Below are 21,260 nucleotides of genomic sequence, written 5' to 3' on the forward strand. Positions count from 1 at the left end.
TCGCCATGAAGTTCGATACACCAGCAACCACCAATCCAATCGACCAGCTGAAGATGGTCGGCCAGCCTGTCCACCGCATCGACGGCGAGCTCAAGACGACTGGGCAGGCGATGTACGCCTATGAGTGGCATGATCCGAACATGCCTTACGCCTACGGTTATCCCGTGGGATCGACCATCGCCAGGGGCCGCATCATCTCGATGAATGTCGATGCTGCCAAACGCGCGCCGGGCGTGCTTGCCGTGGTAACGACACTTGACGTCGGCAAACGCGAAAAGGGCAAGTTCAATACCGCGAAACTCTTCGGTGGCGATGAGATCCAGCACTACCACCAGGCAATCGCCGTAATCGTCGCCGAGACGTTTGAACAGGCACGAGCAGCAGCAGCCCTGGTGAAGGTCGACTACACGGAAGAGCAGGGTACGTATGATCTCGCCGAGGCGAGGGATTCGGCGGTCAAGCCGAAAGACGCAGGCGGTGCTCCACCAGATACCACCGTTGGAGATTTCGAAGGTGCGTTCAAGTCCGCCGAAGTGACGTTGGACGAGACCTACACGACCCCGGATCAGTCGCATTCGATGATGGAGCCGCATGCATCCATAGCTGCCTGGGACGGTGATGAGCTGACGGTTTGGACGTCCAGCCAGATGATCGACTGGTGGCGGTCCGACCTCGCAACGACGCTTGGTGTCGACAAGGAAAAAATCCACCTCATGTCGCCGTTCATCGGCGGCGGCTTCGGCGGCAAGCTGTTCCTGCGTGCCGACGCGGTTCTGGCCGCGTTCGGTGCAAAAGCAACAAAGCGGCCCGTAAAGGTCGCGCTGCCGAGGCCGTTTCTCGTCAACAACACGACGCATCGTCCAGCGACGATCCAGCGTATCCGCATCGGTGCGGGCCGCGATGGAAAAATAACCGCAATCGCCCATGAAAGCTGGTCCGGCGATCAACCCGATGGCCAGCTTGAAACGGCTGCCATGCAGACGCGGCTTCTTTATGCGGGCGAGAACCGCATGACGGCGATGCGGCTGGCGACGCTGCACCTTCCCGAGGGCAACGCCATGCGCGCGCCCGGCGAGGCGCCGGGACTGATGGCGCTCGAGATCGCCATCGACGAAATGGCCGAAAAGCTCGGCATTGATCCGGTGCAGTTCCGTATCCTCAACGACACGCAGGTGGATCCGGAGAAGCCAGAGCGCCCGTTTTCGCATCGCGATTTTGTCGGTTGTCTCAAGCTTGGAGCGGAACGTTTCGGCTGGCGTGGACGAGTTCGTCCTGGTTCTCGTCGCGAAGGCAACTGGATGATCGGTTTCGGTGTCGCGGCCGCATTCCGCAACAACCTCCTGGTCCCATCGGGCGCACGCGTGCGTCTGGACAGGGAAGGGGTCGTCACCGTTGAGACCGACATGACCGATATCGGAACCGGCAGTTACACGATCATCGCCCAAACCGCTGCGGAAATGATGGGGCTGCCGATCGGCAAGATCGCGGTCCAGCTTGGTGATTCTCGCTTTCCCGTATCCGCAGGCTCTGGCGGACAGTTCGGCGCGAACTGTTCGACCTCTGGCGTCTATGCAGCCTGTGTCAAGCTCCGGGACGCTATTGTCCAGAAACTCGGGTTCAATGAACAGGACGTCGTCTTCGAGGGCGGTCGGGTCCTCTCCGGTTCGCGCTCGGTTTCTCTTGCCGAAGCGGCGGGCGCCGAAGGACTAGTGGCCGAGGACAAGATCGAGTGGGAGAAGCTTTCGGACAGCCATCAGCAGTCGACCTTCGGAGCGCATTTCGTGGAGGTCGGCGTCGATGCGGCTACGGGCGAGAGTCGAATCCGCCGCATGCTTGCGGTATGTGCCGCCGGCCGCATCCTTAATCCGATCACGGCGCGCAGCCAGGTGATTGGTGCGATGACGATGGGTGCTGGTCTGGCGTTGTCGGAGGAACTTGCGGTTGATACCCGTCGGGGGTTCTTCGTCAACCATGACTTGGCTGGCTATGAGGTGCCGGTGCATGCAGACATCCCGCACCAGGACGTCGTGTTTATGGATGAGACCGATCCGATTTCCTCGCCGATGAAGGCGAAGGGCATTGGCGAACTCGGACTATGCGGCGTCTCGGCCGCGATCGCGAACGCGATCCACAATGCGACAGGTATTCGCCTCCGGAACTATCCGATGACCCTGGACAAGCTGATCGGCGGCCTGCCTGACCTTGCGTAACCATGCTCGGCGTCAGGCTGGCTTTGACAGGAATAAGGTCTATGAACGTGTTGCTGGATACGACGGAAATGCGGGCTCCAAGGAGATCATCGACTAGCGACGATCCTTTGGACATCCTGGAGTTCGCCATCGCTTCTTTTCGGCACGGCGGGGCAGCGCTCGCAACGCTCGTCGAAATCCGGGGAGGCGCCGCCCGCGCTCTTGGTGCGCACGTCGCCGTGGCGGCAAATGGTAGCTTCTGCGGCTATGTTTCCGGCGGATGCGTAGAAGCGGCGGTCGCCTCGGAAGCGATCCTGGCTATTGCTGAAGGCCGCGACCGGAACGTGGTCTATGGCGACGGCTCGCCGTTCTTCGATATCGTTCTTCCTTGCGGAGGCGGGATCACGGTTGCCATTCACGTGCTGCGCGACGTCAAGGCGCTGGAAGGTGTTATAAACGAAGTACGACATCGTCGGCCTGTCGCACTGCGGTATTGCCCGAACAGCCAGACAGTTGCCTGCATGGAACCACCTTCACGGGCGCGTTGGATGTGTGGACGGTTCGAGACAGTTTACCGCCCCAGGACCAGAATCGTGGTGTCTGGTTATGGCGCCGAGGCACTGATGGTGGCAAGAATCGCGGAGGCGGCGGGACACGACGTGACAGTCTTGGGCAACGGCGAAGCATGCGATGGCCGTTATCCAGCGATCGACCCGTTCACCGCCATCGCGCTTCTGCACCACGATCTTGACGCGGAGGAGCGGATTCTGAGACGTGCACTGCGTTCGAAGGCTTTTTACATTGGCGCCCTTGGAAGCACGCGCACCCATCGGAAGCGTGTGGAGTGTCTGCGGCGCGCGGGGTTTTCGAAAGCTGAGATAGACCGCATCAAGGCGCCCATCGGATTGTTCGGGCCGACCAAGGACACTACGTCGCTGGCATTGTCAGTCCTTGCCGACGTTGCCGCTTCTAGGCTGACCGCATATGCATAAATACGAGCGGTGTGACCAGATAGGCGGACGTCTTACGATTGCCGTGCTCGTCCTTGCCGCAGGGAGATCGACCCGCACCGGTGGCTGGCACAAGCTGTTGGCGACATTCGATGGCATCCCGCTCATTCGGAGATCAGTTCTAGCGGCGAGTGGGTCAGCCTGTGATAACGTGGTCGTAGTGACTGGACATCTGGATGACGAAATCCGTTCCGCGATCAAGGATATTCCGGCACAAGTTGTTCACAACTCGGACTTCGAGTCAGGAATGGCAACGTCGATCATCGTCGGCCTGCGGGAAGCGATCCGTTTGCGGGCCACCGGGGTTATGATCTGTTTGTCCGACATGCCCGATATCACGAGTGAGCATCTCGATCTCCTTGCCACCAAATTCCGACAACGTAATGGAAAACCAATCGTCCGGGCTGTAGCTGCCGGCGAACCTGGCCACCCGATAATCTTTCCTGATTGCACGTATCCGGAGCTAGTGAAGCTGGCTGGAGATGTCGGCGCGCGCGCGGTGGTTCGGCGCCATAGGAGGTCGATAGTCGACGTCGAGATCGGACCAGCAGCCACGACCGATCTCGATACGCTCGAGTCATTGCGCGAAAGGGGCTGGTTGCCCGCCCAAGGTTGAAAAATCGGGTGCGTCCAGTTCCTGTCGCGTTGGTTGGGATTCAAAGGTTGGGTGGGAGAGAAACGTCACCGGTGTCATTCCGCTCAGGAGTGCGGGTTCATGATCAAGGGCCATGAGTCCTTGCCTAGCAGAGCATCCAATCTTGCGAAAAAAGAATGCCGGCCGGGATAAGTCTCATTGAGACAGCCTGGAAAGCAGTACAATTTTTTTATTGCAAATCTTGAATCCGAAAATCGTCAAAACCAAATCGATTGCCGCCAGCCACTGAAATAAGGGCTGGTATCGCCGGGAGCGCCGCTTTTGGCATTCCCGTACCATGTTGCTTCAAGGAGGATATGGCTATGGCAACATCTTACGACTTCGCACCGCTGTTCCGATCGAGCGTCGGCTTCGACCGGGTGTTCCATCTGTTGGAAAATGCTCAGCGCGCCCGCTCAATCAGCGACTGGCCGCCTTACGATATCGTCAAGACTGACGACGATACCTACCGGATCTCAATAGCGGTCGCCGGCTTCACCCAGGACGATCTCGATATCACCTTCCAGTCCAACCTGCTGACTGTAACCGGCAAGAAACATGAGGTATCTGCCGTTGGTTACCTCCATCGCGGGATCGCTGGGCGTCCATTCGAACACAGGTTCGAACTTGCAGATCACGTCAGGGTGAACGGAGCGGACCTTAGAAAAGGCCTCCTGTCGATCGAGCTTGTTCGAGAGATTCCGGAGGCGTTGAAGCCTCGAAAGATATTGATCCAGAGCACGCCTGCGTTGACGTCCGCCGTTCCGGCGCAGATCGAAGCACAGAAGGCCGCTTGATATCCAGGCTCGTCCAGTAAGCAAGGGTGCCATTGCGATGGCGCCCATCACCATTCCGGGTTGGGAAGGAGAGACCAATGAAACCCGATATGTTCAGAAAACCTGTCACTATCCTTGTCGGCTTAGGCTTTCCTGTGGAAGTACGCGGCGTAATGGATGCCTACCGGCATCTTGTCGAATGGCCGACCTCGTTCAGAGACACGGCACACTCGATTGCACTAAAGGCTTCTCAAGCGGCGCTTCGCGGAGAGATCGAAGCGGAGACCGCGCGCGGCTTGTTTGCCGCATTCGCCGCGAAGCATGATCTTCTGGCCCCGCAGTTGCCGGTAATTAGCGCTTCTCTCATGCATGGCGACAGCGGTCCCCATATAAAGTGAGGACCTGCCCACAGCAAGCGGCCTGCCACGAAACTACGGGTTCTTACGCTGCTCGAGCGATGCATAAATCGCATCCATGCCGACATGATTGCCACTGAGAACTGACCGGGCGTTGGAGTGAACCCCTCGGCCTGGACCAGCGAGGCACTTCAAACTAAGCCGCTTGCTGGGCGAGTTGAGTTTCAAATTCTGCTGGCGACCTATAGCTAAGGGCCGAGTGCAGCCGCTTGCATTGTAGACTTCTTCGATGAAGCTGGGCAATCGCTCGGCGACGTCTGCGAAGGTTTCGTACCCGGCAGGATGAATGCCCTCTATTTTCAGAGTCTTCATAAAGCTCTCTGCCTGCGCATTGTGATAAGGGTTGCCAACGGCACTCGTGGATCCCTGTAGGGCTGCCGCATCGAGTGCTCGTCGATAGGTCTCATTTGCGTACTGGCATCCGTGGTCCGTGTGGTGAATGCAGCCAAGCGGAGGCATTCTGTTCTCGATGGCCGAATGTAGTGCGGCCAGCGCCAGCGGCGTATCCGGCCGTGTCGACAGGCCATAGCCGAAGACTTTCCGGCTGCAGGCGCCGAGAATGACGGCGAGATAGCAACAGCCGATGGCGGTGCGGATGTAGGTGAAGTTGGCCACCCAGACCCGTTGAATATGCATACAAGTGTTGGTCGGTAATGGTAGCGCTTTCTTTGTATTGAAAATGACATTTAACAAGTTTAACGACTCGCATGCGGAGTTGGGGACATACCCTCGGCTGATACGATTCCCGTCAGACCGGTCGCCATCTCCGCAAATTCAAATTCCAGTTGGACCCCGCAACCGGGATTTGCCGACTATGTGATATCCGGCCTGAGCCTACCAAAAATTGGTATTTGGTGATGCGTCGTTATCGAGATCACGGTCCACAATCTTATAATTTCCTTTATGTATTTCAGGGAATTTCCTGGTCTGTGTCCTAATCCAACCGAAACACCGAGTAATGTCATCGGCTTCGAAAACTGGACTTTCCTCGCCAGCGCATTTTAATATTACGATGTACCGCAATCATCGCTCCATTATGAAATACTGAAATAAATAAATACGTGTATAGATTTTATTGGCAATTTCGCAACGAATGCCTTCGGTGCAGTAAATTTTACCCTATCTGAGTAGTTTAGAAACCTCCCGATGTACACTTTGAAGCGGCGTTGCAGAATGGCCTGCTGCCGAGCATGAACCTCAGCAAAGATGGAATTCCCCCCCGCGACCCGCCCCAACGGGGCGGCCCCCGACCGGCCGCAAGTTATGATGGTTGCGCCCTTCCGTAACCGGTAGACGCGGCTATGCCAGAACGGGCACCGCGCCAAACTCCAGGCGTGGCAGCCGCGCGAAATTCCCGGCCGGGTTGCCGTAGCTGACATTCACCATGAAGTTGACCTTGATCGCTGTGTCCTCGAAGAAGCCACCATCTTGGCTACGCTGTCGCGCGATATGTTGAAATGCTGCTGCCTGCCGCTACGTCATCCCTTCGGAAACAGCCAGGCGAACCCACAGATAAAGTTCCACGGTATAGATCCCCTGTCCCACCTGCGCTCATTGCAGAAAGAAAATAAGTGGCCGGTTTTTACTCCGCTTGCGGACGGATTATTCCGCCGCGACTGTGGCCGACTTTTCCACCGCCGAGGCTCACGTCACGCGAGGGTCTTGCTTTCCTGCGTCTCGGGCGGCTCGAAGAGGGGCGGATAGCTTATTCGAAGGCTTGCCACTGATCCCGCCTGCGACGAGGCCCGCCTGTTCAGCTTGGTGAGATCGATTCCGAACCAAGCAGCGCTTCCGGGACTCGGAACCTTCCGTGTGGCCAGCCAGTTTTTGTCGGTGAAGCTAGAGGAACTGACCATGCCCAAGAAAATTTCGGTCCCCTCCAAGACGACCGACCCTAAAGAGCAGCCTGTCCGCCGTTCTGACGACCAGGTGGCGCCCGCCGAGCCGGACGATCGCCAACATCCGCCGCGAGATACAAGAGAGACGCCGGCTCCGAACCCAAACGACAAAGGGCTTTCGAACAGGGCGCCTGAATAAGTCGGAAACCGAGACGGACTTAAGATGCGCGATCGGTAAGAGCGTCGGCTCCCTCCTGCTCGACGCCATGCCCTGAATAACGTCCCAAGTTTGGGATCACCACAGGTTTGCCCTCAATACTTGAGCAAATCAGTGCGTGAAACCTATGTGCCTGATTTAGTGCATTTCACGCGGTGGCCGCTGGTTCGATTCCCTTCAAGAGCTAATTGGATGAGAGTCGTTTATCCGTGAACCAAAGTACGCCGGATCGTAAGCTGAAGTCCGGACTTGAACTTTTAGACACCCGGCGTGATTGTGAGAGACGGACAAATCGGAGAAAAAACTCTCCGGTCCTAACTTAATCGGTGTTGGAGTTTACATGATCAGAAAATCGATAATGGCGGTATCGCATGCGGTTCTTGCCGTACCCAATCCCCTCCGCGCCCAGCGACGATGAGCGGACGACGAAGTAATTCTACGCTTTCGGTCGTATCGATGCCCTCTACCAACCATGCAGCAAAATAAGGGAAATGCCGCATTGGTTTCCTGCGTTGTAGCTGCCCGATGGAAATTTCGCACAAGGATATCGCCTCGGCCACTTCGAGGCCGAGGCGAGCGCAGAAGTCTGTGAATGATTGGCCCATGAATTGACAAAACTGAGTTAACAAAGGCGCGAGATGATGATGCCAAAAATGCAGATTGTATTAGGGCTCGTCGTGGCCAGTGTTGTGGCGCTGTCTGGACTGGCTGCACCTGCTATAGGTGCTTCGAGTATTGAACAGGGAATAGATTTACAGTTCACGCCACCGAAGGGTCTTTGTCAGGTCGATCCGTCACGCTCGAAAGCAGACCAGTACCTTTGGACTAGTCTTCCTGATAAAAAGACGCCGAATTGACACATACATTGTTTGTCGATTGCCTTCCGCTGGAACAGGCGCGGAAAGGTGATTTTTCGGGTAAAATGCCAACGAATGTGATTTTTCTCGCAGTGATTCCGCGTACAAAAGACCAGACACCTCCCATCCCATACAATCTGAAAGATTTATTGTCGGCTTTGGTAGCGAGGGACGCGCCGCGTTATAAGGACGCAAAGCCGTTTTTTGGGTCGCGGAAAGAGACAGCCGACGTTTTCGCATTACTCGGCAGCGACGAAAACGGCGTGTATTACGGCATCCGAAAATTTGACAAATCCGGCAAGGAAATAGGAGGCGGCATTTCGATTTACACGATGATCGAAACATCCCCCATCCTCATCTGGGTGCTCGCTTTTGAAAACACGATTGATGAAGCCAAGTTTGACACGGCAAAGCAGCTGGCCGCACAATTACAGGCTGAAAACAGCCGCCCCGTATCAGTAAATCTAAAGGAGCTGCCGCACTTGGCAAAAAAGGTACAATCCTGCTTCAACGTGCCCGCAGGAATAGGGGGAAAGGCGGTTGTTTCATTCAAAATTAACGAGGCGGGCGCTCTCGAAGGAATGCCGGTGGTTATCGAGCAGGGTGGTGGCGAAGCAAGCGAGGTCATTGGTAAGGCAGCGATAAGGGCGCTTCAAAAATGTCAGCCGTACCTGGAATTCGGTTTGCAAGGCCAATTTCATCTCCCGTTTGTAATTCAATAGGTGGAGGGTTCCATGACATGTGGCATCTAAACCTTGCATCCTATAGCGCGACAGCGAGTTAATTCCAGATAAGTCGGAGTAGAAGATGAGCGGCGGTGGCCGACATATGGTTGGCGCGAGTTGGCCATGAAAATCGGCTTGGGCAGGGTCGTATTCGCGAGGAGCAGCTTGTGGAATTGCTGGAAAAGCGTTTGCGAACGACAGGAAGCCTGTTGCGCCCGGTATGAACGCCGGGGCATGATCTTCAACTGGCTGCATCCATCCCGCAACGTTTACTTTCGGACGCGGCGGTCTGATCCCATGGACGATGACGAACCGGAGAAGAAAATGAGGAACGCAGGGCGTGCAAGTCCGCTTCGGTATCTTGAGGTATCGACCATCGGCAGTTTTTGCGCTGCATTTTTGAGTTTCGGGGTGGCCACGGCGATGCCGGCGGACATGACGGCGGAGCGCCTTCTCAATATTTGTGAAGCGCCCACCGTGCAGACCGCGATGACCAAGGGTGATGAACTTGGCTGGCCGCGGCTGACCGATGCGGAAACAGAGGAATGGCGTCGTAGCTTCGTCGCCTATAATGGCGGTTCGGTGGACGTTGTGGGCTGGCGGCACGAGAAGGCCGGCGGAGCCGAGTCATTGTCTTTTTGGATTGCCATTGGTCCGAACGGACACAAAGCATGCGCATATTCCACACCAAGACCTGCCGGTTTCCTGGATGCGTTATCGGAGAGGCTTGGTGCACCGGATAATCTCGACAAGAATGACGCAATCGAAAGTACGACAGCCTGGTGGAAACGAGGTGCGGTCGAGTATTCTTTTGTTCAGGTAGGTTCATCCGCCGTCATCAATATCGGCTCAAGTCGGTGAGGTCGTGGCGTATACCCGCAGGTAAATTGTCACGCAACCCGACAGACCGCCCCAAAATGCGAGGCGTAAAAGGTTTCAGGTTTTTCGCGAGATAATATCGCTGGAACTGAAGGCGAAGATCGCAATCATCAAGAAGCTCAATGCGGATGCCACTTGGGCACCCCATGATTGACTTTGAGCGACGAGCATACTTCCCCAGCTAGGTTCAGGCGGCGACACACCGAGTCCGAGAATGTCCAACAGGTACGACAGGTGGGCTATTTCTTTTGATTGCCAGCAAAAGCGGCCGTCAAGCCAAGACCGATATACACGAAACCACTAACCCAGCGTTCAGCCCTTAGGTACGCGGGACTGCGCTTCAGCCACTTGCCAGCCGTGCCGGCGGCAAGCGCGTAGGAGCTGTCCGTCAGAACGCCAATCGCTGTGTAAACAAGCCCGAGAAAGGCGATCTGCATAGCCACATGGCCACGGTCGACCTCAACGAACTGCGGCAAGAAAGCCAGAAAAAACAGTGCTGATACGCCGAGCCAGCGGATGATTGCATCCAGGCCTGGCCGGAGCTGTTTTTTCAGTTCTGCCGTCAACTCGGCTTCGATCCCATAGGCCTGACCGATCATCCTCCAGTCGATATGGCCATTCAGAAGCGGGGGCGATTTTCGGTAGATGATCAAACTGGCCAGATAAGGCCGAATATTCTCCAACACTCGCCTGGATGCGATTGGAGCGATACGAAGCTCGCAGAATTCCGAAATTTTTCGCTAAAAATGACGTGATGAAAGATCGTTTTTGGGCATGCTCATTCCGTTTCTCTCGGCACCAGTGCCGAGGGCGAGCGGGAATAGGGGGCGAGCTTTAACAAAGGATTTATCGGGCGTGTCACTTCTAACGGCGCATAGTTATCGTACTCGGCACCTACGCCGTCTGGACCAAAGCTCAGGAGACCAATGTCGGCGTGTTAATTAAGCGGGCTTATCTAAGTCTGTCGATTAATTAAATGAAATGCGTCTTGCTTAAATAGCGGGCGCAGCTGATATTGGGTTATGTCTGATTCCGAATCCAAAAACCGCCTGGGTCGTTTCGTCGAGACGGTTGCTGCCAGTGAAACAGTGCGGGCGTTCGTGCCCCCACCATTGCCGCCCGAGCCGGTGATTGATGTGCTTTCATAGCTAGAGCGCCTCAGCTTGGCTGAGCGCGCACTAGGACGCCTGAATGGTATCACAATGCTGCTGCCGAGACAGGAGCTTTTCCTTTATATGTATGTAAGGAAGGAAGCCGTTCTTTCCTCGCAGATTGAAGGCACGCAGTCGACGCTTTCTAATCTCTTGCGGTTTGAGACCGAAGCTCAAGCCGGGCAGCCGGTTGATGATATCCGTGAAGTATCCAACTATGTTGACGCCATGATGTATGGTTTAGAGCGGCTGGAAACGTTGCCCATGTCGTTGCGTCTGATCCGTGAGATGCACGCCAAGCTCCTGCACAGTGGGCGAGGAGGTACCAAAGATCCAGGAGAGTTTCGCCGCTCGCAAAATTGGATTGGTGGCACGCGCCCCGGTAACGCACTCTTTGTACCGCCACCCGTTACTGAAATGGCCGGTTGCCTGGATGCGTTCGAGCGTTTCATGCATGACGACCAATCGAGGTTACCGGCGCTGATCAAAGCTGGCCTGCTGCATGTGCAGTTTGAAACGATCCATCCATTTCTCGATGGCAATGGCCGTATCGGCCGCCTACTTGTAACCCTATATCTTTGCATGAACGGCGTTCTGCGAAAGCCGCTACTCTACCTCAGCCTCTATCTGAAGTCCCATAGGAGAGAATATTATCGGCTACTGCAAGAAGTTCGGGAACATGGAACATGGAAACTGGGAAGCTTGGCTAGACTTTTTCCTGACCGGCGTCGCCGACACTGCCAATCAAGCGTTTGAGGCTGCTACCCAGATCGTCGATCTTTTCAAGGAAGATCGAGAGCGGATAACCGTAGGGAGTGATAGAGCAGGGTCGGCTCTTCGTATTCACGAGCTTTTCCAGCAGAATCCTTTTCACACAGCGAACCAGATTGTTCAGGTGACGGGTTTGTCCGCACCAACGGTCAACGCCGCACTCGCCGACCTAGAGCGATTGGGCATCGTTGATGAGGTTACCGGACGCAAGCGTGGCCGGGTGTTCAGCTATCGACGATACCTTGCGATTCTAGGAGAAGGCACCGATCCCTTGCCTCTCAATTCATGACAAATTGATGGGCCGAAGGTTCGACTTTCATCAAGAGCAAAAACATCAATCTATTTGACTTTTCCCGCCGGTAACTTGGAATCTCGAAATTAGGCGCTTCGTCTCGCCTTTACATAAAAATATCGATTTATTTCCAACGATAAGGCAACGTCTCAGTGGCATACCGCCCAGCGTATTTGGCTCAGGGGCACAAAATGAGTTTCGTTTCATGGTTCTATCGCAAGCGGCGTGTAATGCTCGATATTTGGCAGAGGTTCGCATCTGGTTGCGGAACGTTCGTGCTTTTGCTTTTCGCGGCCTCGGCCGCTGATTATGCATTTTCGCAACAGGGATATTGGTACGGTCTGTTTCTCTCGCATGTGGGGATCAGTTTCGTTCTACTGACCCTCGCATATAATAGCTTTCAGTCATCGATCGGTGTTCTCGATTCTCGATTCGATGAACGACGTGCGGAGGGTTACGTTAGTGACATCCTGCCTGCGGTGGCGCCGTATGGAAAGCTCGTCGCGGTTGGTGCGATTGCCTGGCTGTTGGAGGATAACCGTGTGGCAATCGTTTTAATGTCTTACGCTGGAGCTGTTATCCTGTTGGGCTTCGTCTTGCTCGCAGTATTTCGATATTGCGGACATAAAGCTCCTGATTTTGTAAGGTTTATGTGCTTTCTATCTCTTAGCTTTCTCGGGTATGGTGCAGTTATTTCCGCTCTGAAAATTGCTGCAGGCCCGAGTTAGCAGACTTGAAATCAGAAAGCGAAGAAGTTTCTGAAGTATCTGAGAAATTCGTCGGGACTTTTTGCCCAATCATTCCCTTGGTTTAGGGACGTTTGCTTGGTTATGCAACTAAGGTTGGTTTGGCGGAACAAGAAGTAACGACTAGCATTCAACTCGATTTCATCAGGAAAAGAACCCCTCCCAGCTGGTAGGGTTTCTCAAAAGACTGAATATTAGCGTCGCTTTGCGCGGGTTCAATTTGGCCGCCGACCAGGCCGCTGCGGCTTTGTGAAAGTTGAAAGGCAGCAGATCGGAGATGTCGACGTTCAGAATATGGCGCAGGTAGGCCAAAGGTTCGACGCCGTAAACCCGACAAGTCAGCGATCGTTCCGTGCCCCTACTATCGGCTCAATCCAAGCCCGCGAGACCGGTTGAGTTGCTGTTTCAGCATGTGGTCGTAGCTCAGATCGGCCATATGCGTTCGATTCACAATGCGGGCGATTGTCTCGATCTGCTCGGCCTGCCTTGCGAGCTCGGGGCGTGCCGCAAGCTCCTCGGCGAACCTGCGAGGATCAGAACTACCAAACCGCCGCGTGATTGCTTCGGCCACCAACTTTGCCTCATCGAGTGCGGCTCGGCCCTCAGGTAACGATCGCAGCTCTTTGATGAACTTGCTTCGCCTCTCGACCGGCATCTTCTCCACCCTGGCAAGGATTTCGGCGCTGCGGGGCGTGAGGCCGGGCACCTCGATCACGTCACGCTGTTCGCGTTGCCACTGTTCGCTCGCGCGCTCTTCTCCCAGCCGGCGCTCCCATACCTCGGAGACATAGCCGATATGGGCAGAGAGAGACCTTGCATAGTGCAGCGCTTCTTTCCGCTCCTTGTTGTTTCCGAACAGACCTGACTTGCCACGTAGCTCCCCGAAGCGCTCTGGCTGCTCGGCCATGGCTTTCGTCATGATATTGCCGTTGCCTTCCTTCTCGGTTATCGCGGTGCGCAGCCTCGCGGCGACGTCCACCGGATCACGGAACACGTGCCGCACTAGAGATTCCAGCGTATCGAATCGCTGATCGATGACGGACATCGCCCTTTGCTGCGCCACCTCTTCGACGCTGCGGTCGTGACGGGTGATTGCTGGCACCAGCGGAGTGGGCTTACCGGGTTGCAGCGGCGATCGCTGGCCGATGGCTTCTGTGGGGGCAAGAACGGCGGCACCGTCTTGCGACATGAGGTCGGACCACCGAATGCGGCTATATCCTCTGTTCTCCTCTGTCCGGTCGTCCCGCCGTCCGTCGTCGATTTTCCGGGCGAACGGATTGCGAGGATCTTTGCTGCGAACAGGGCCGGCCAGTTCGCCGGCATGTTCCTCGTAAACCTGCTGACGCTCTGATGGCCGGTCCTGTTGCTCCCGCACCCGATGGGCCACACGGGACAAAACCTCCTGACGCCCATCTGGGGCGGAAGCAAGTTCAATCTCGCTTTTGACCCCGAGCTTCTCCGCGATGCCCCGCCGTTCGGCAAAGTCTCTGACATAATCCAGCGTGGTTTCCTTCGCGCCGGAACGCGACAGGCGGTTTTCTAACTGCTGGTAGGCCAGTTCATCACCCTTGACGACGCGCCACGAATTGCGCTCGGCCTGCGTACCGTCCGGAAGCGTGACAGGCGTGGCTCCTTCATGCTGCAGTCCAATCCTGTCCCCGATCTTTGGCGATGCCTCCTGCATGGCCCGCTTGAGATCGACGCCCCACACCGTGCGCTGATCGCCCTTGTCATTCTCCAGCGTCACAAAATAGTTTTCTCGCGCCTGGCGATTATGCTCATAGGGAGCCGCGCCGTGATCGACCAACCGGCCCGCATTAGTGAACTCCTGGCTGTCGGCATAGAGCTGCACGCTGTCGCGATGCCTGGTCATGGCAACATAGGTCAGATGTCGATCCATGGTGCTGGACGCCAGCACAAAGGCGCGATCGACCGTCGCGCCCTGGTTTTTATGGATCGTCGTTGCATAGCCGTGGTCGATCGCCTGGTAGGTGTCCGTGGGAATGCTGACGCTATCGCCGCCTCGACCATCGAGCCGTGCGATGATCTTATTCGGCTCGACATGCTCGACCGTGCCCAGCATGCCGTTTTTCACACGGAGGTCGCGGTTGTTTTCGAGGAAGATGATCCGGTCACCGGGGGCGAAGGCGCGTTTGCCGTTATTGGTCTGGAACACGCGTTCTCCAACATCCTCACCATCCCCACTGTCCCCAACGTCGCTCAGCCCGTGGCTGCGCTCCAGCCGCTGTCTGTTCTGAAGTTCGGAACGGATGGCGGCATTGAGGGCGCGCACATCGGCGCGGCGATGCGCCATGGCAACCCGGGTGCCATCTGGATGCTTCTCACTATCGGCAAGATAATCACGCACGATCTTTGCCATTGCCGCGTCGCGGCTTTCCGCAAAGTGGATGTCGCCGTGATCCCGATAGGCGGTAAGGCCCTCGGCCGTCTTGTGGGTCGCAAAGGCAACCGACGCCTGTCTCTGCCAATCATGGCGCTGGCGGCGAATGTCGGAGAGTTCGACATGGCCGATCTGCTCGGCAATCGCCCTGAAGGGGGCGCCAGCCCCGATCGCCTGTAGCTGCTCATGGTCGCCGACAAGAACGATCTTTGCACCGCGCTCTTCAGCCTCGCCGATAAAGCGAGCAAGCTGCCGGCTCCCGACCATGCCGGCCTCGTCAATCACGAACACGTCACTGCTGCCGATCATACCCCGGCCATTGTCCCAGCTGTAAGTCCATGACGCCAGAGTGCGGCTCTCGATGCCAGAGCTTTCCTCAAGACCCTCGGCCGCCTTTCCGGCCAGCGCCGCACCATGGACCTGATAACCTTGATCCTCCCACGCCTTGCGAGCGGCTGCAAGCATGGTGGACTTTCCCGCACCAGCGAACCCGACTACGGCCGCGATGCGTTCTGGCCCCGTAACATGTTTGATCGCGTGACGCTGTTCGTCCGACAATCCTGTTGACGGATCGCTCGCAGCAAACGTTCCGCCAGAGCTTTTCCGGATAGAGCGATCCTGCCTCTCGATTGCACGCGCGACATGGCGAGGATCGACCAGATGGGAATGCGCCTGATGCAATCGCTTCGCCGATCGCGCCATTGCGAGTTCCAGATCAATCATGTCCCGCGTCGAATAGCGCGCGCTCGAAACTTCGCCTGTCTCAGGATCGATGTGCTCAGCCTGGAGTTCCACAAGCGCTGGCGACCCCATGACAGCCGCAAAGGCGTTCTGGAACGTTTGGGCGTCATCGTTGATGTAGCGATGCAAGGTTTTCGCAATATCGTGCCGATCGAACACGCTCTTCTCATTGCTGATCAGTGACAAAACCTGTTCCGGTTTTTGGCGGATCAGCTCGGCATTTCGCCGTGCTGCCTCGTCATCCAGCCGGCAGCGCTCGACTGCCATTCCTTGCTGCTGCATTTGCGACGCATGCACGCCCATATGCCTGGTCGGCGACAATTCAAGACCGCGCTCCGCATGGGAGCGATGATCGATGCGGATATCCAGGCCTTCGCGTTGAAGCTGACGGTTGGCGATGCCTTCCCACGCCTGCCGGATATCGCGAAGCTGTATGTCGGTCGTCGCCATGCCATGTGCCAGCAGCCGTGCGTTCTTGTGCTCAAGAGAGGTTTTCTCGCCAAGGCGGGTTCTGCCAACCTCTCGCGTCGTCATCAGCACATGCGCATGGTAGTTGCGGATGTCACCTTGCTCACCTGGCGAATGGATTGCAAAATCCACTGCCGCGCCATAGCGGTTTGCCAGATCCTGGGCAAAGGCGCGTGCAGCCTTTAGTCGGCCTTCTGGCGAAAGCTCATGCGGGAGCGCGATTTCGAATTCGCGGGCAACGCGGGCATCCTTGCGCTTTTCTGCAAACTCGGCAGCGTTCCACAAAGCCGAACGATCCAAAGCCCAGTCGGCAGCCACGTCTTCCGGCAGCACGATCTCACTATGCTCGACACCCTCTTTCCGGGTGAAATCATGCACGAGGCCATCACGATGATTGATGAGGAGAACCGCGCAACGGTAGGCGGCGGATGCCACAGCGCTGCGGCCGGATGAGCGCGAGACAGGTTTGGTGCTGAGATGATAAATCGCCAACCGAAATCTCCGGTCTCAACGGGGAAATTCAGCGCTCCACTGCGCCGCAAGTCGTAAGTGCGCCCTTGTCTGTTTGCCGACAGCAGGGTTAGCAGCAGCGAACAGCCATTTCGACTACTAGAAGTAGTAGTACCACGTCGGAGATTGCTCGTGCTTGAATAGGCTCTGAAACGCATCAACGAGGCATCAATCGGGGGATGACGATATGCGCAAGCCGATCGCAGAACGTATCAGGCAGCTGGAAGAACGCCGGAAAGCATTGCAGGCGCGGCTGGACAGGCAGGAGCGGGCGCAGGCAACGCGTCGAAAGATTTTGCTTGGATCGTTTCTGCTGGAGCAGTTGCAGCGGAATGATCAAACCCGTCATAATGACGAACTGCGGCAGTGGCTGGCAAAGGAACTTCCGGCCTTTTTTACGCGTGATGCAGACCTTGCCTTGTTCGCAGATATTCTGGAGCCCGCATCATTGCCGGATGTGCAGGATAACAGCGACGACAATGATCAGCGATGATGTTCTGAGTTCTGAAGGAACTCGTCACGGTACTACTCCCTGTCATGGCCTGAAACGGTGCAGGCGAAATGTCCGGCAACTGTTCAGGTCATCGGTCACCTGACGCCTTCTTGTGATGTCAGCCTAACAAGCTCTCAGCCGGTCGGCTTGGCAATGCGTATTCCGGTTTTGCTGTCGAGTACGATATGAAGATCACGGATCATGCCGGCTGCTTGCAGAAGAGCACTGCGCACATCGTCATCCGAGCGCCAGCCCCGCTTAATCGACAAGGCCACGGTGTGAATGTCCACGACACAGTCACGGCCGGGACCGGAGGGAATTCCGATTGTTTGGCGCATGTCGCGGATGGTCGTAACGGCCCGCTCAAGCAGGCGCCGTTTTTGATAGGCATCCAGACGATCCAACCGGTTGGCGTCACGGACAAGCTCGGAAATGAAACTGATCGTCGGAGTCATGTTGCGAGGCTGACGGGTTGGCAGAATAGTGTCAACGCCTGTCGTGCGCAGGTTCGACATCGGCCTAATCTTTATACAGCAGTTGTGATGTCAACGCATCAAGGTCGAGGAGTGCTGTTCGATGTAAGGCTGCCGGAGAACTTTGACAATCAGCTTTCATGTGTCGATGTCGTTGTTAGCTGAAAGCTTTGGCTAATATTGGCCACGGCGGCGCATGGGGTCCGCTGCTTAATATCATCGTCAGGGTTTTGTTGCCTGTTGCAGCGTCTCAATATGCTCCCGGCAGAGTGCCTCGATCAGGACGTGAAGTTCTGCCGTGCGCTCCTGAAGCCACGCAAGCGCTTCTTCGGAAACCTCGAAACGCTTCGAATAGCGCGCCTTGACGTAGGCCTCGTTGAGAATGTTGTACCATGCGGTAAAGCGATGATGATCGCGCGGCCAGATGTCGACCAGCCGGCGATCCCGATCCTCCGAAAGTCCGCGCAGGAATTTGAGGTTATGCGAAGCCGGAGTGTAGTTGGTCAGCGTCAGGAGATAGCAGTTGTAGGCCGTCTCGACTGCCTGATGAAGCTGGAAAGCGGCGATGTTGGTATTGTTATCCTTCAGGGCATAACCAGCCAACTTGATGAAGGTTTGCGCATCAGGAAAATGTCTGCGGAAATGCTCTTCGGCTAGCCGGAGTGCATCGGCAGGGCTGAGAGGTTTCGCCTCAGCCAGTGGTCTGTCATCGAATTCGTAGAGGATGACGCCTTCGCGGGCGAGATCGACGAAGAAGTATTGCCCGTCATGCAAAAAGTTGCTGATCTCGCGGGCGCCATGCGCGATCAGACCGACGGGTGTCTCGATCTCCTTGTCCCACATCAGCCGGTCGGTGGCCTTGTCCCAATATTTCGGGTCGGCCAATTCCTTGTTGCTGACGATGACGAGAATATCGAAATCCGAACGATACCCTTTCGACGTATGCGGCTCGTCGACCCATGTGCCACGGGCATAGGAACCGAACAGGATGATTTTATAGATCCGCCCGTCCTTCTTGGCGTCGGACTTCGAGCGCTCGACAATGCCGGTAAACTCTTCATGGATGATCCGGACGACCCTTTCCAATTCGCGCTGCTTTGTCTGCGGAAGATGTCCGATATCCGTTTTCATGGCCTCACCATCGATTCTTCTGAGGAGATATTCTAGCCGCGATCGGCAGGCTTTTGCTACTCCACATTCTTGCAGGGGTTGTGAGGCCGTGCCTCTCGCATACCGGTCTTCCGTGCCGGGTTCCTCTATCGACGGCCTCTCCTCAGCATGTGATTGATCAGGTTCTATGTCTTAGGCTGGAATGATGATTTCTCGCCGCATGGCTCGGTGAATAATTTGCGCGGTCTTTTCGGTTACACCGGCCTGTGCCGCGAAGGCTGGCCAGTTTTCGACCTCCGTATGCATTTCGCGGATAATTTCTTCGGCCTTTTTGGGCTTGAGGTCGCAGAAAACGCCGAACTGGATAAGATCGGACAGCTCGAAATGATCGCGTTTACCGTTCAGGCTCATCTGGTGCTGATGGGTCCAGCTTCCATCCGGATTGTAGGCATAGCTGACGTCGAACGCTGGTGACAGCCGCCATTCGCCCTTTCGATTCATGAGGAAGGCGATGTTCTTGACGTGGTCGTCCTGATTTCGGACGAGAATGTTGAAAACCGCTCGGCGAAATTGTTGCTCGATGTCGTAAGCGGGAAGGCCGAGGAGCCGTATCGTCTCGACGGCCTGTTCGTAGGAATAAGCTCCCGCCGCGTTGAAATCATAGTGGCGCAAGGCTGCGAGCGACTGCATATGGAGCTTCTGGCCATTGGCGGTGCGATCGAAGCGCTGCGTCATGAAATGCGATCGGCCGCCTTCGTGGTGGACGCGGCATTCGGTCATGTCGATGCCGGCGGCGCGGGCCAGGAGAAAGAAGCCGTACTCAATAAGGCCAAAGCCCTGCGGATCGGCTAGCTCCTTGTCACGATTGTTGGAGATGCCGTCGAACTTCATGAGCCAATAGGTGAAACCTTCACCGGCTTTGACCTGACCGGATCGGAATTCCCCGGTTTTTTCATTCCATGCAAGGATAGCCTTGGCGCGCGCGCCGCCTGCAGACGTCCCGACGCGCAGGATCTCCTGCAGGGTTTCTTGGTCGTCATCGCCCTTGAGGATACCTGCAAGGTTGGCGCGATTGTTGAGGACTTCGTTGGCGAGTTTGGTCAGCGCATCGATCTCAAGGCGCTGGGATTTGCGCGGCCCTTTGAGGATTGTGGGATGAAACTCGAGCGCACCCATGCCGCGCGTACCGATATAACAAAGGCGCTCGACCGGATTGAAGCTGCCGGGTGACCTTCCTTGGGTCACGAGCCATGTATCGATCAGAGCGTTGCCGAATTTGTCAGGGAGGGAGTCGGCGATCATGCCGGGCAAACCCTTGAAGGCGTCACGGGGCAAACCGGGGAATTCGTATGGGTCGGGGCGCAGCGGCATCATGATCGGTGCCAGTTCTATGATGCTTTGGACGAACTCAGGCATGTATTGGAATACGCCGATCGCTCTGTCGTCGAGCCAACTAACTGCACCGATATCTCTCCCCCATAAGCGGACGGTCGCATCCGTCATTGCTCATCCTCCTCGACCCACGCCCAATCGCTGGCTTTTTTTGGGGCTTCTGTCTGCGTTCGTGCGCGCCGCCGCTCGTGGCCGTCATGCTGGACCCGCTCGACCGGTCGAACGTCCGGGTTGGGGAGGATGTCGAGAATGCGATCGCCCAAGTTAAGTGCCCTCAATACGCGGAGAAGGGTATCGAGCGAGCTGTTCCGGCCAGCCTCCAACCGCTTGATGCTCGGTAGCGAAGCTCCGGCCTCCTGCGCCAGTCGTGCTTGGGTCAGGTTGCGACTGAGGCGAACCCGAGCCAACCTGGTGCCTAGATCGCGCATGGTCGTTTCGATGCTGCCTGTCGGAGATTTTTTATTAGGAATCATAGGTGATCCTTTATAGCAAAATTCTTGGCAATCGTATCATATATGATCCGTTATTACTAGGTATTACAACGAAAAGACATAGGATCAAAAATGATCCCTAATCGATGGATATTCAAATAAAGAACTACTTATGATCCCTTATTTTTAAATAGTGAAATCAGAGGATTGAGAAACCCGAGCGGCGATGGGCTGCAGGCGGCAACTGGGTGAATATTCGTCCGCCCGACCGCCGCGGCCTGAGGGGGGTCACCTGCCTGCGCAAGCGGATTTTTGCAGTTATGGATGTTTTGAAAGACATTCGCCTCGGAATATTTTGCCTCTATAAATTCAATTAATACATATATTTGTATATTTATACTTTTTAGATGGAATAAATTTCCCATTGATGGGATGAGGTGGGTGATTGGGTGGTCGCGGTTAAAATGGGCGAGGATGGTGTTCGTAAAACATATAATTTAGTTGGAGCAAGACCTAAAAAATATAAATAATTGTAAGCGCACCATTATTGAGGAAGGTGAGGGCTTTAATTGGTGGGCAGTCAATTTGGCGCTGTGTAAATAGGTGATTTTATATAGATTTTTGCTGTGAGGCGGGCTTGTTTATAGATGAATCCGGAAGGGATATGATTGGGAAGTGGAATGAAAAGGCGATAGAAATTGGTGGCGATCGATTATAATAACAATATCATGATATTGTTA

15 protein-coding genes and 3 pseudogenes are annotated in these 21,260 nt (G+C 55.8%); 10 read left to right on the forward strand and 8 right to left on the reverse strand.

What is annotated here, in order from left to right; translation table 11 throughout:
* Positions 1-5 precede the first annotated feature (5 nt).
* From paoC to CFBP6623_RS24980, 5 genes are all read left to right on the forward strand, one after another.
* Entirely contained in the window at positions 6-2,210 is a 2,205-nt protein-coding gene (gene paoC, locus CFBP6623_RS24960) for an aldehyde oxidoreductase molybdenum-binding subunit PaoC (RefSeq protein ID WP_080843280.1), read from the forward strand.
* A gap of 41 nt (positions 2,211-2,251) precedes the next feature.
* Positions 2,252-3,181: an XdhC family protein gene (locus CFBP6623_RS24965; protein WP_080843281.1), complete on the forward strand. Its 930-nt coding sequence runs from the start codon at positions 2,252-2,254 to the stop codon at positions 3,179-3,181.
* A complete protein-coding gene (locus CFBP6623_RS24970) occupies positions 3,174-3,815 on the forward strand; it encodes a nucleotidyltransferase family protein (RefSeq protein WP_080843184.1) in 642 nt (213 codons plus the stop codon). The genes CFBP6623_RS24965 and CFBP6623_RS24970 overlap by 8 nt, the downstream gene beginning before the upstream one ends.
* A 341-nt stretch (positions 3,816-4,156) precedes the next feature.
* Positions 4,157-4,630, forward strand: a complete 474-nt coding sequence (locus CFBP6623_RS24975) for an Hsp20 family protein (protein WP_080843185.1) — start codon at positions 4,157-4,159, stop codon at positions 4,628-4,630.
* Between the two features lie 77 nt (positions 4,631-4,707).
* Positions 4,708-5,007 carry a DUF982 domain-containing protein gene (locus tag CFBP6623_RS24980; RefSeq protein ID WP_080843186.1) on the forward strand — a complete coding sequence of 100 codons (300 nt, stop codon included), beginning with the start codon at positions 4,708-4,710 and terminating at the stop codon, positions 5,005-5,007.
* 33 nt (positions 5,008-5,040) lie between these two features.
* On the opposite strand, the gene CFBP6623_RS24985 is transcribed toward CFBP6623_RS24980, so the two are convergent.
* Positions 5,041-5,718 (reverse strand): DDE-type integrase/transposase/recombinase, encoded by a 678-nt coding sequence (locus tag CFBP6623_RS24985; protein ID WP_137002595.1) that lies wholly within the window; start codon positions 5,716-5,718, stop codon positions 5,041-5,043.
* A 2,215-nt stretch (positions 5,719-7,933) separates the two neighbouring features.
* On the opposite strand from CFBP6623_RS24985, the gene CFBP6623_RS24990 reads away from it, so the two are divergent.
* Positions 7,934-8,659 carry an energy transducer TonB family protein gene (locus tag CFBP6623_RS24990; RefSeq protein ID WP_137002596.1) on the forward strand — a complete coding sequence of 242 codons (726 nt, stop codon included), beginning with the start codon at positions 7,934-7,936 and terminating at the stop codon, positions 8,657-8,659.
* 300 nt (positions 8,660-8,959) lie between these two features.
* On the forward strand, positions 8,960-9,523 hold the full coding sequence (locus tag CFBP6623_RS24995; protein ID WP_167379200.1) for a hypothetical protein: 564 nt from the start codon (positions 8,960-8,962) through the stop codon (positions 9,521-9,523).
* Positions 9,524-9,780: 257 nt separating this feature from the next.
* Here CFBP6623_RS24995 and CFBP6623_RS25000 read toward each other — a convergent pair.
* Together CFBP6623_RS25000 and CFBP6623_RS27225 are read right to left on the reverse strand one after the other, a co-directional pair.
* Positions 9,781-10,041, reverse strand: a pseudogene (locus CFBP6623_RS25000) (LysE family translocator); the annotation flags it as partial.
* Positions 10,042-10,275: pseudogene (locus tag CFBP6623_RS27225) on the reverse strand (hypothetical protein); the annotation flags it as partial.
* A 288-nt stretch (positions 10,276-10,563) separates the two neighbouring features.
* Between CFBP6623_RS27225 and CFBP6623_RS25010 the strand changes: the two are divergent.
* Together CFBP6623_RS25010 and CFBP6623_RS25015 are read left to right on the forward strand one after the other, a co-directional pair.
* Positions 10,564-11,752, forward strand: a pseudogene (locus tag CFBP6623_RS25010) (Fic family protein).
* A 194-nt stretch (positions 11,753-11,946) separates the two neighbouring features.
* Positions 11,947-12,483 (forward strand): hypothetical protein, encoded by a 537-nt coding sequence (locus tag CFBP6623_RS25015; protein ID WP_137002597.1) that lies wholly within the window; start codon positions 11,947-11,949, stop codon positions 12,481-12,483.
* 379 nt (positions 12,484-12,862) lie between these two features.
* Here the strand turns inward: CFBP6623_RS25015 and traA are convergent, their stop codons facing one another.
* Positions 12,863-16,603, reverse strand: a complete 3,741-nt coding sequence (traA, locus tag CFBP6623_RS25025; RefSeq protein ID WP_080843190.1) for a Ti-type conjugative transfer relaxase TraA — start codon at positions 16,601-16,603, stop codon at positions 12,863-12,865.
* Positions 16,604-16,808: 205 nt separating this feature from the next.
* Here traA and CFBP6623_RS25030 point away from each other — a divergent pair, with 205 nt between their 5' ends.
* A complete protein-coding gene (locus tag CFBP6623_RS25030) occupies positions 16,809-17,114 on the forward strand; it encodes a hypothetical protein (protein ID WP_080843191.1) in 306 nt (101 codons plus the stop codon).
* 134 nt (positions 17,115-17,248) lie between these two features.
* Here CFBP6623_RS25030 and CFBP6623_RS25035 read toward each other — a convergent pair whose 3' ends face one another.
* The 4 genes from CFBP6623_RS25035 to CFBP6623_RS25050 form a co-directional block, all read right to left on the reverse strand.
* Positions 17,249-17,569, reverse strand: coding sequence for a hypothetical protein (locus tag CFBP6623_RS25035; protein WP_080843283.1), 321 nt, complete (start codon positions 17,567-17,569; stop codon positions 17,249-17,251).
* A gap of 240 nt (positions 17,570-17,809) precedes the next feature.
* Complete coding sequence (locus CFBP6623_RS25040; protein ID WP_080843192.1) at positions 17,810-18,718, reverse strand: nucleotidyltransferase and HEPN domain-containing protein; 909 nt, start codon at positions 18,716-18,718, stop codon at positions 17,810-17,812.
* Positions 18,719-18,889: 171 nt separating this feature from the next.
* Positions 18,890-20,200: a type II toxin-antitoxin system HipA family toxin gene (locus tag CFBP6623_RS25045; RefSeq protein WP_080843193.1), complete on the reverse strand. Its 1,311-nt coding sequence runs from the start codon at positions 20,198-20,200 to the stop codon at positions 18,890-18,892.
* Positions 20,197-20,562: a helix-turn-helix domain-containing protein gene (locus tag CFBP6623_RS25050; RefSeq protein ID WP_080843194.1), complete on the reverse strand. Its 366-nt coding sequence runs from the start codon at positions 20,560-20,562 to the stop codon at positions 20,197-20,199. Before CFBP6623_RS25050 ends, CFBP6623_RS25045 begins: the two co-directional genes overlap by 4 nt.
* Positions 20,563-21,260: the final 698 nt, after the last annotated feature.

It is taken from the genome of Agrobacterium tumefaciens (assembly GCF_005221385.1).
GTDB classification, from domain to species: Bacteria; Pseudomonadota; Alphaproteobacteria; order Rhizobiales; family Rhizobiaceae; genus Agrobacterium; species Agrobacterium tomkonis.

Coding starts and splice junctions, on each gene's coding strand:
- CFBP6623_RS24980 (WP_080843186.1), top strand. CDS start 4,708: ATGAAACCCGATATGTTCAGAAAACCTGTCACTATCCTTGTCGGCTTA.
- CFBP6623_RS25045 (WP_080843193.1), bottom strand. CDS start 20,200: ATGACGGATGCGACCGTCCGCTTATGGGGGAGAGATATCGGTGCAGTT.
- CFBP6623_RS25015 (WP_137002597.1), top strand. CDS start 11,947: ATGAGTTTCGTTTCATGGTTCTATCGCAAGCGGCGTGTAATGCTCGAT.
- CFBP6623_RS24970 (WP_080843184.1), top strand. CDS start 3,174: ATGCATAAATACGAGCGGTGTGACCAGATAGGCGGACGTCTTACGATT.
- paoC (WP_080843280.1), top strand. CDS start 6: ATGAAGTTCGATACACCAGCAACCACCAATCCAATCGACCAGCTGAAG.
- CFBP6623_RS24965 (WP_080843281.1), top strand. CDS start 2,252: ATGAACGTGTTGCTGGATACGACGGAAATGCGGGCTCCAAGGAGATCA.
- CFBP6623_RS24975 (WP_080843185.1), top strand. CDS start 4,157: ATGGCAACATCTTACGACTTCGCACCGCTGTTCCGATCGAGCGTCGGC.
- CFBP6623_RS24995 (WP_167379200.1), top strand. CDS start 8,960: ATGGACGATGACGAACCGGAGAAGAAAATGAGGAACGCAGGGCGTGCA.
- CFBP6623_RS25035 (WP_080843283.1), bottom strand. CDS start 17,569: ATGACTCCGACGATCAGTTTCATTTCCGAGCTTGTCCGTGACGCCAAC.
- CFBP6623_RS25030 (WP_080843191.1), top strand. CDS start 16,809: ATGCGCAAGCCGATCGCAGAACGTATCAGGCAGCTGGAAGAACGCCGG.
- CFBP6623_RS25040 (WP_080843192.1), bottom strand. CDS start 18,718: ATGAAAACGGATATCGGACATCTTCCGCAGACAAAGCAGCGCGAATTG.
- CFBP6623_RS25050 (WP_080843194.1), bottom strand. CDS start 20,562: ATGATTCCTAATAAAAAATCTCCGACAGGCAGCATCGAAACGACCATG.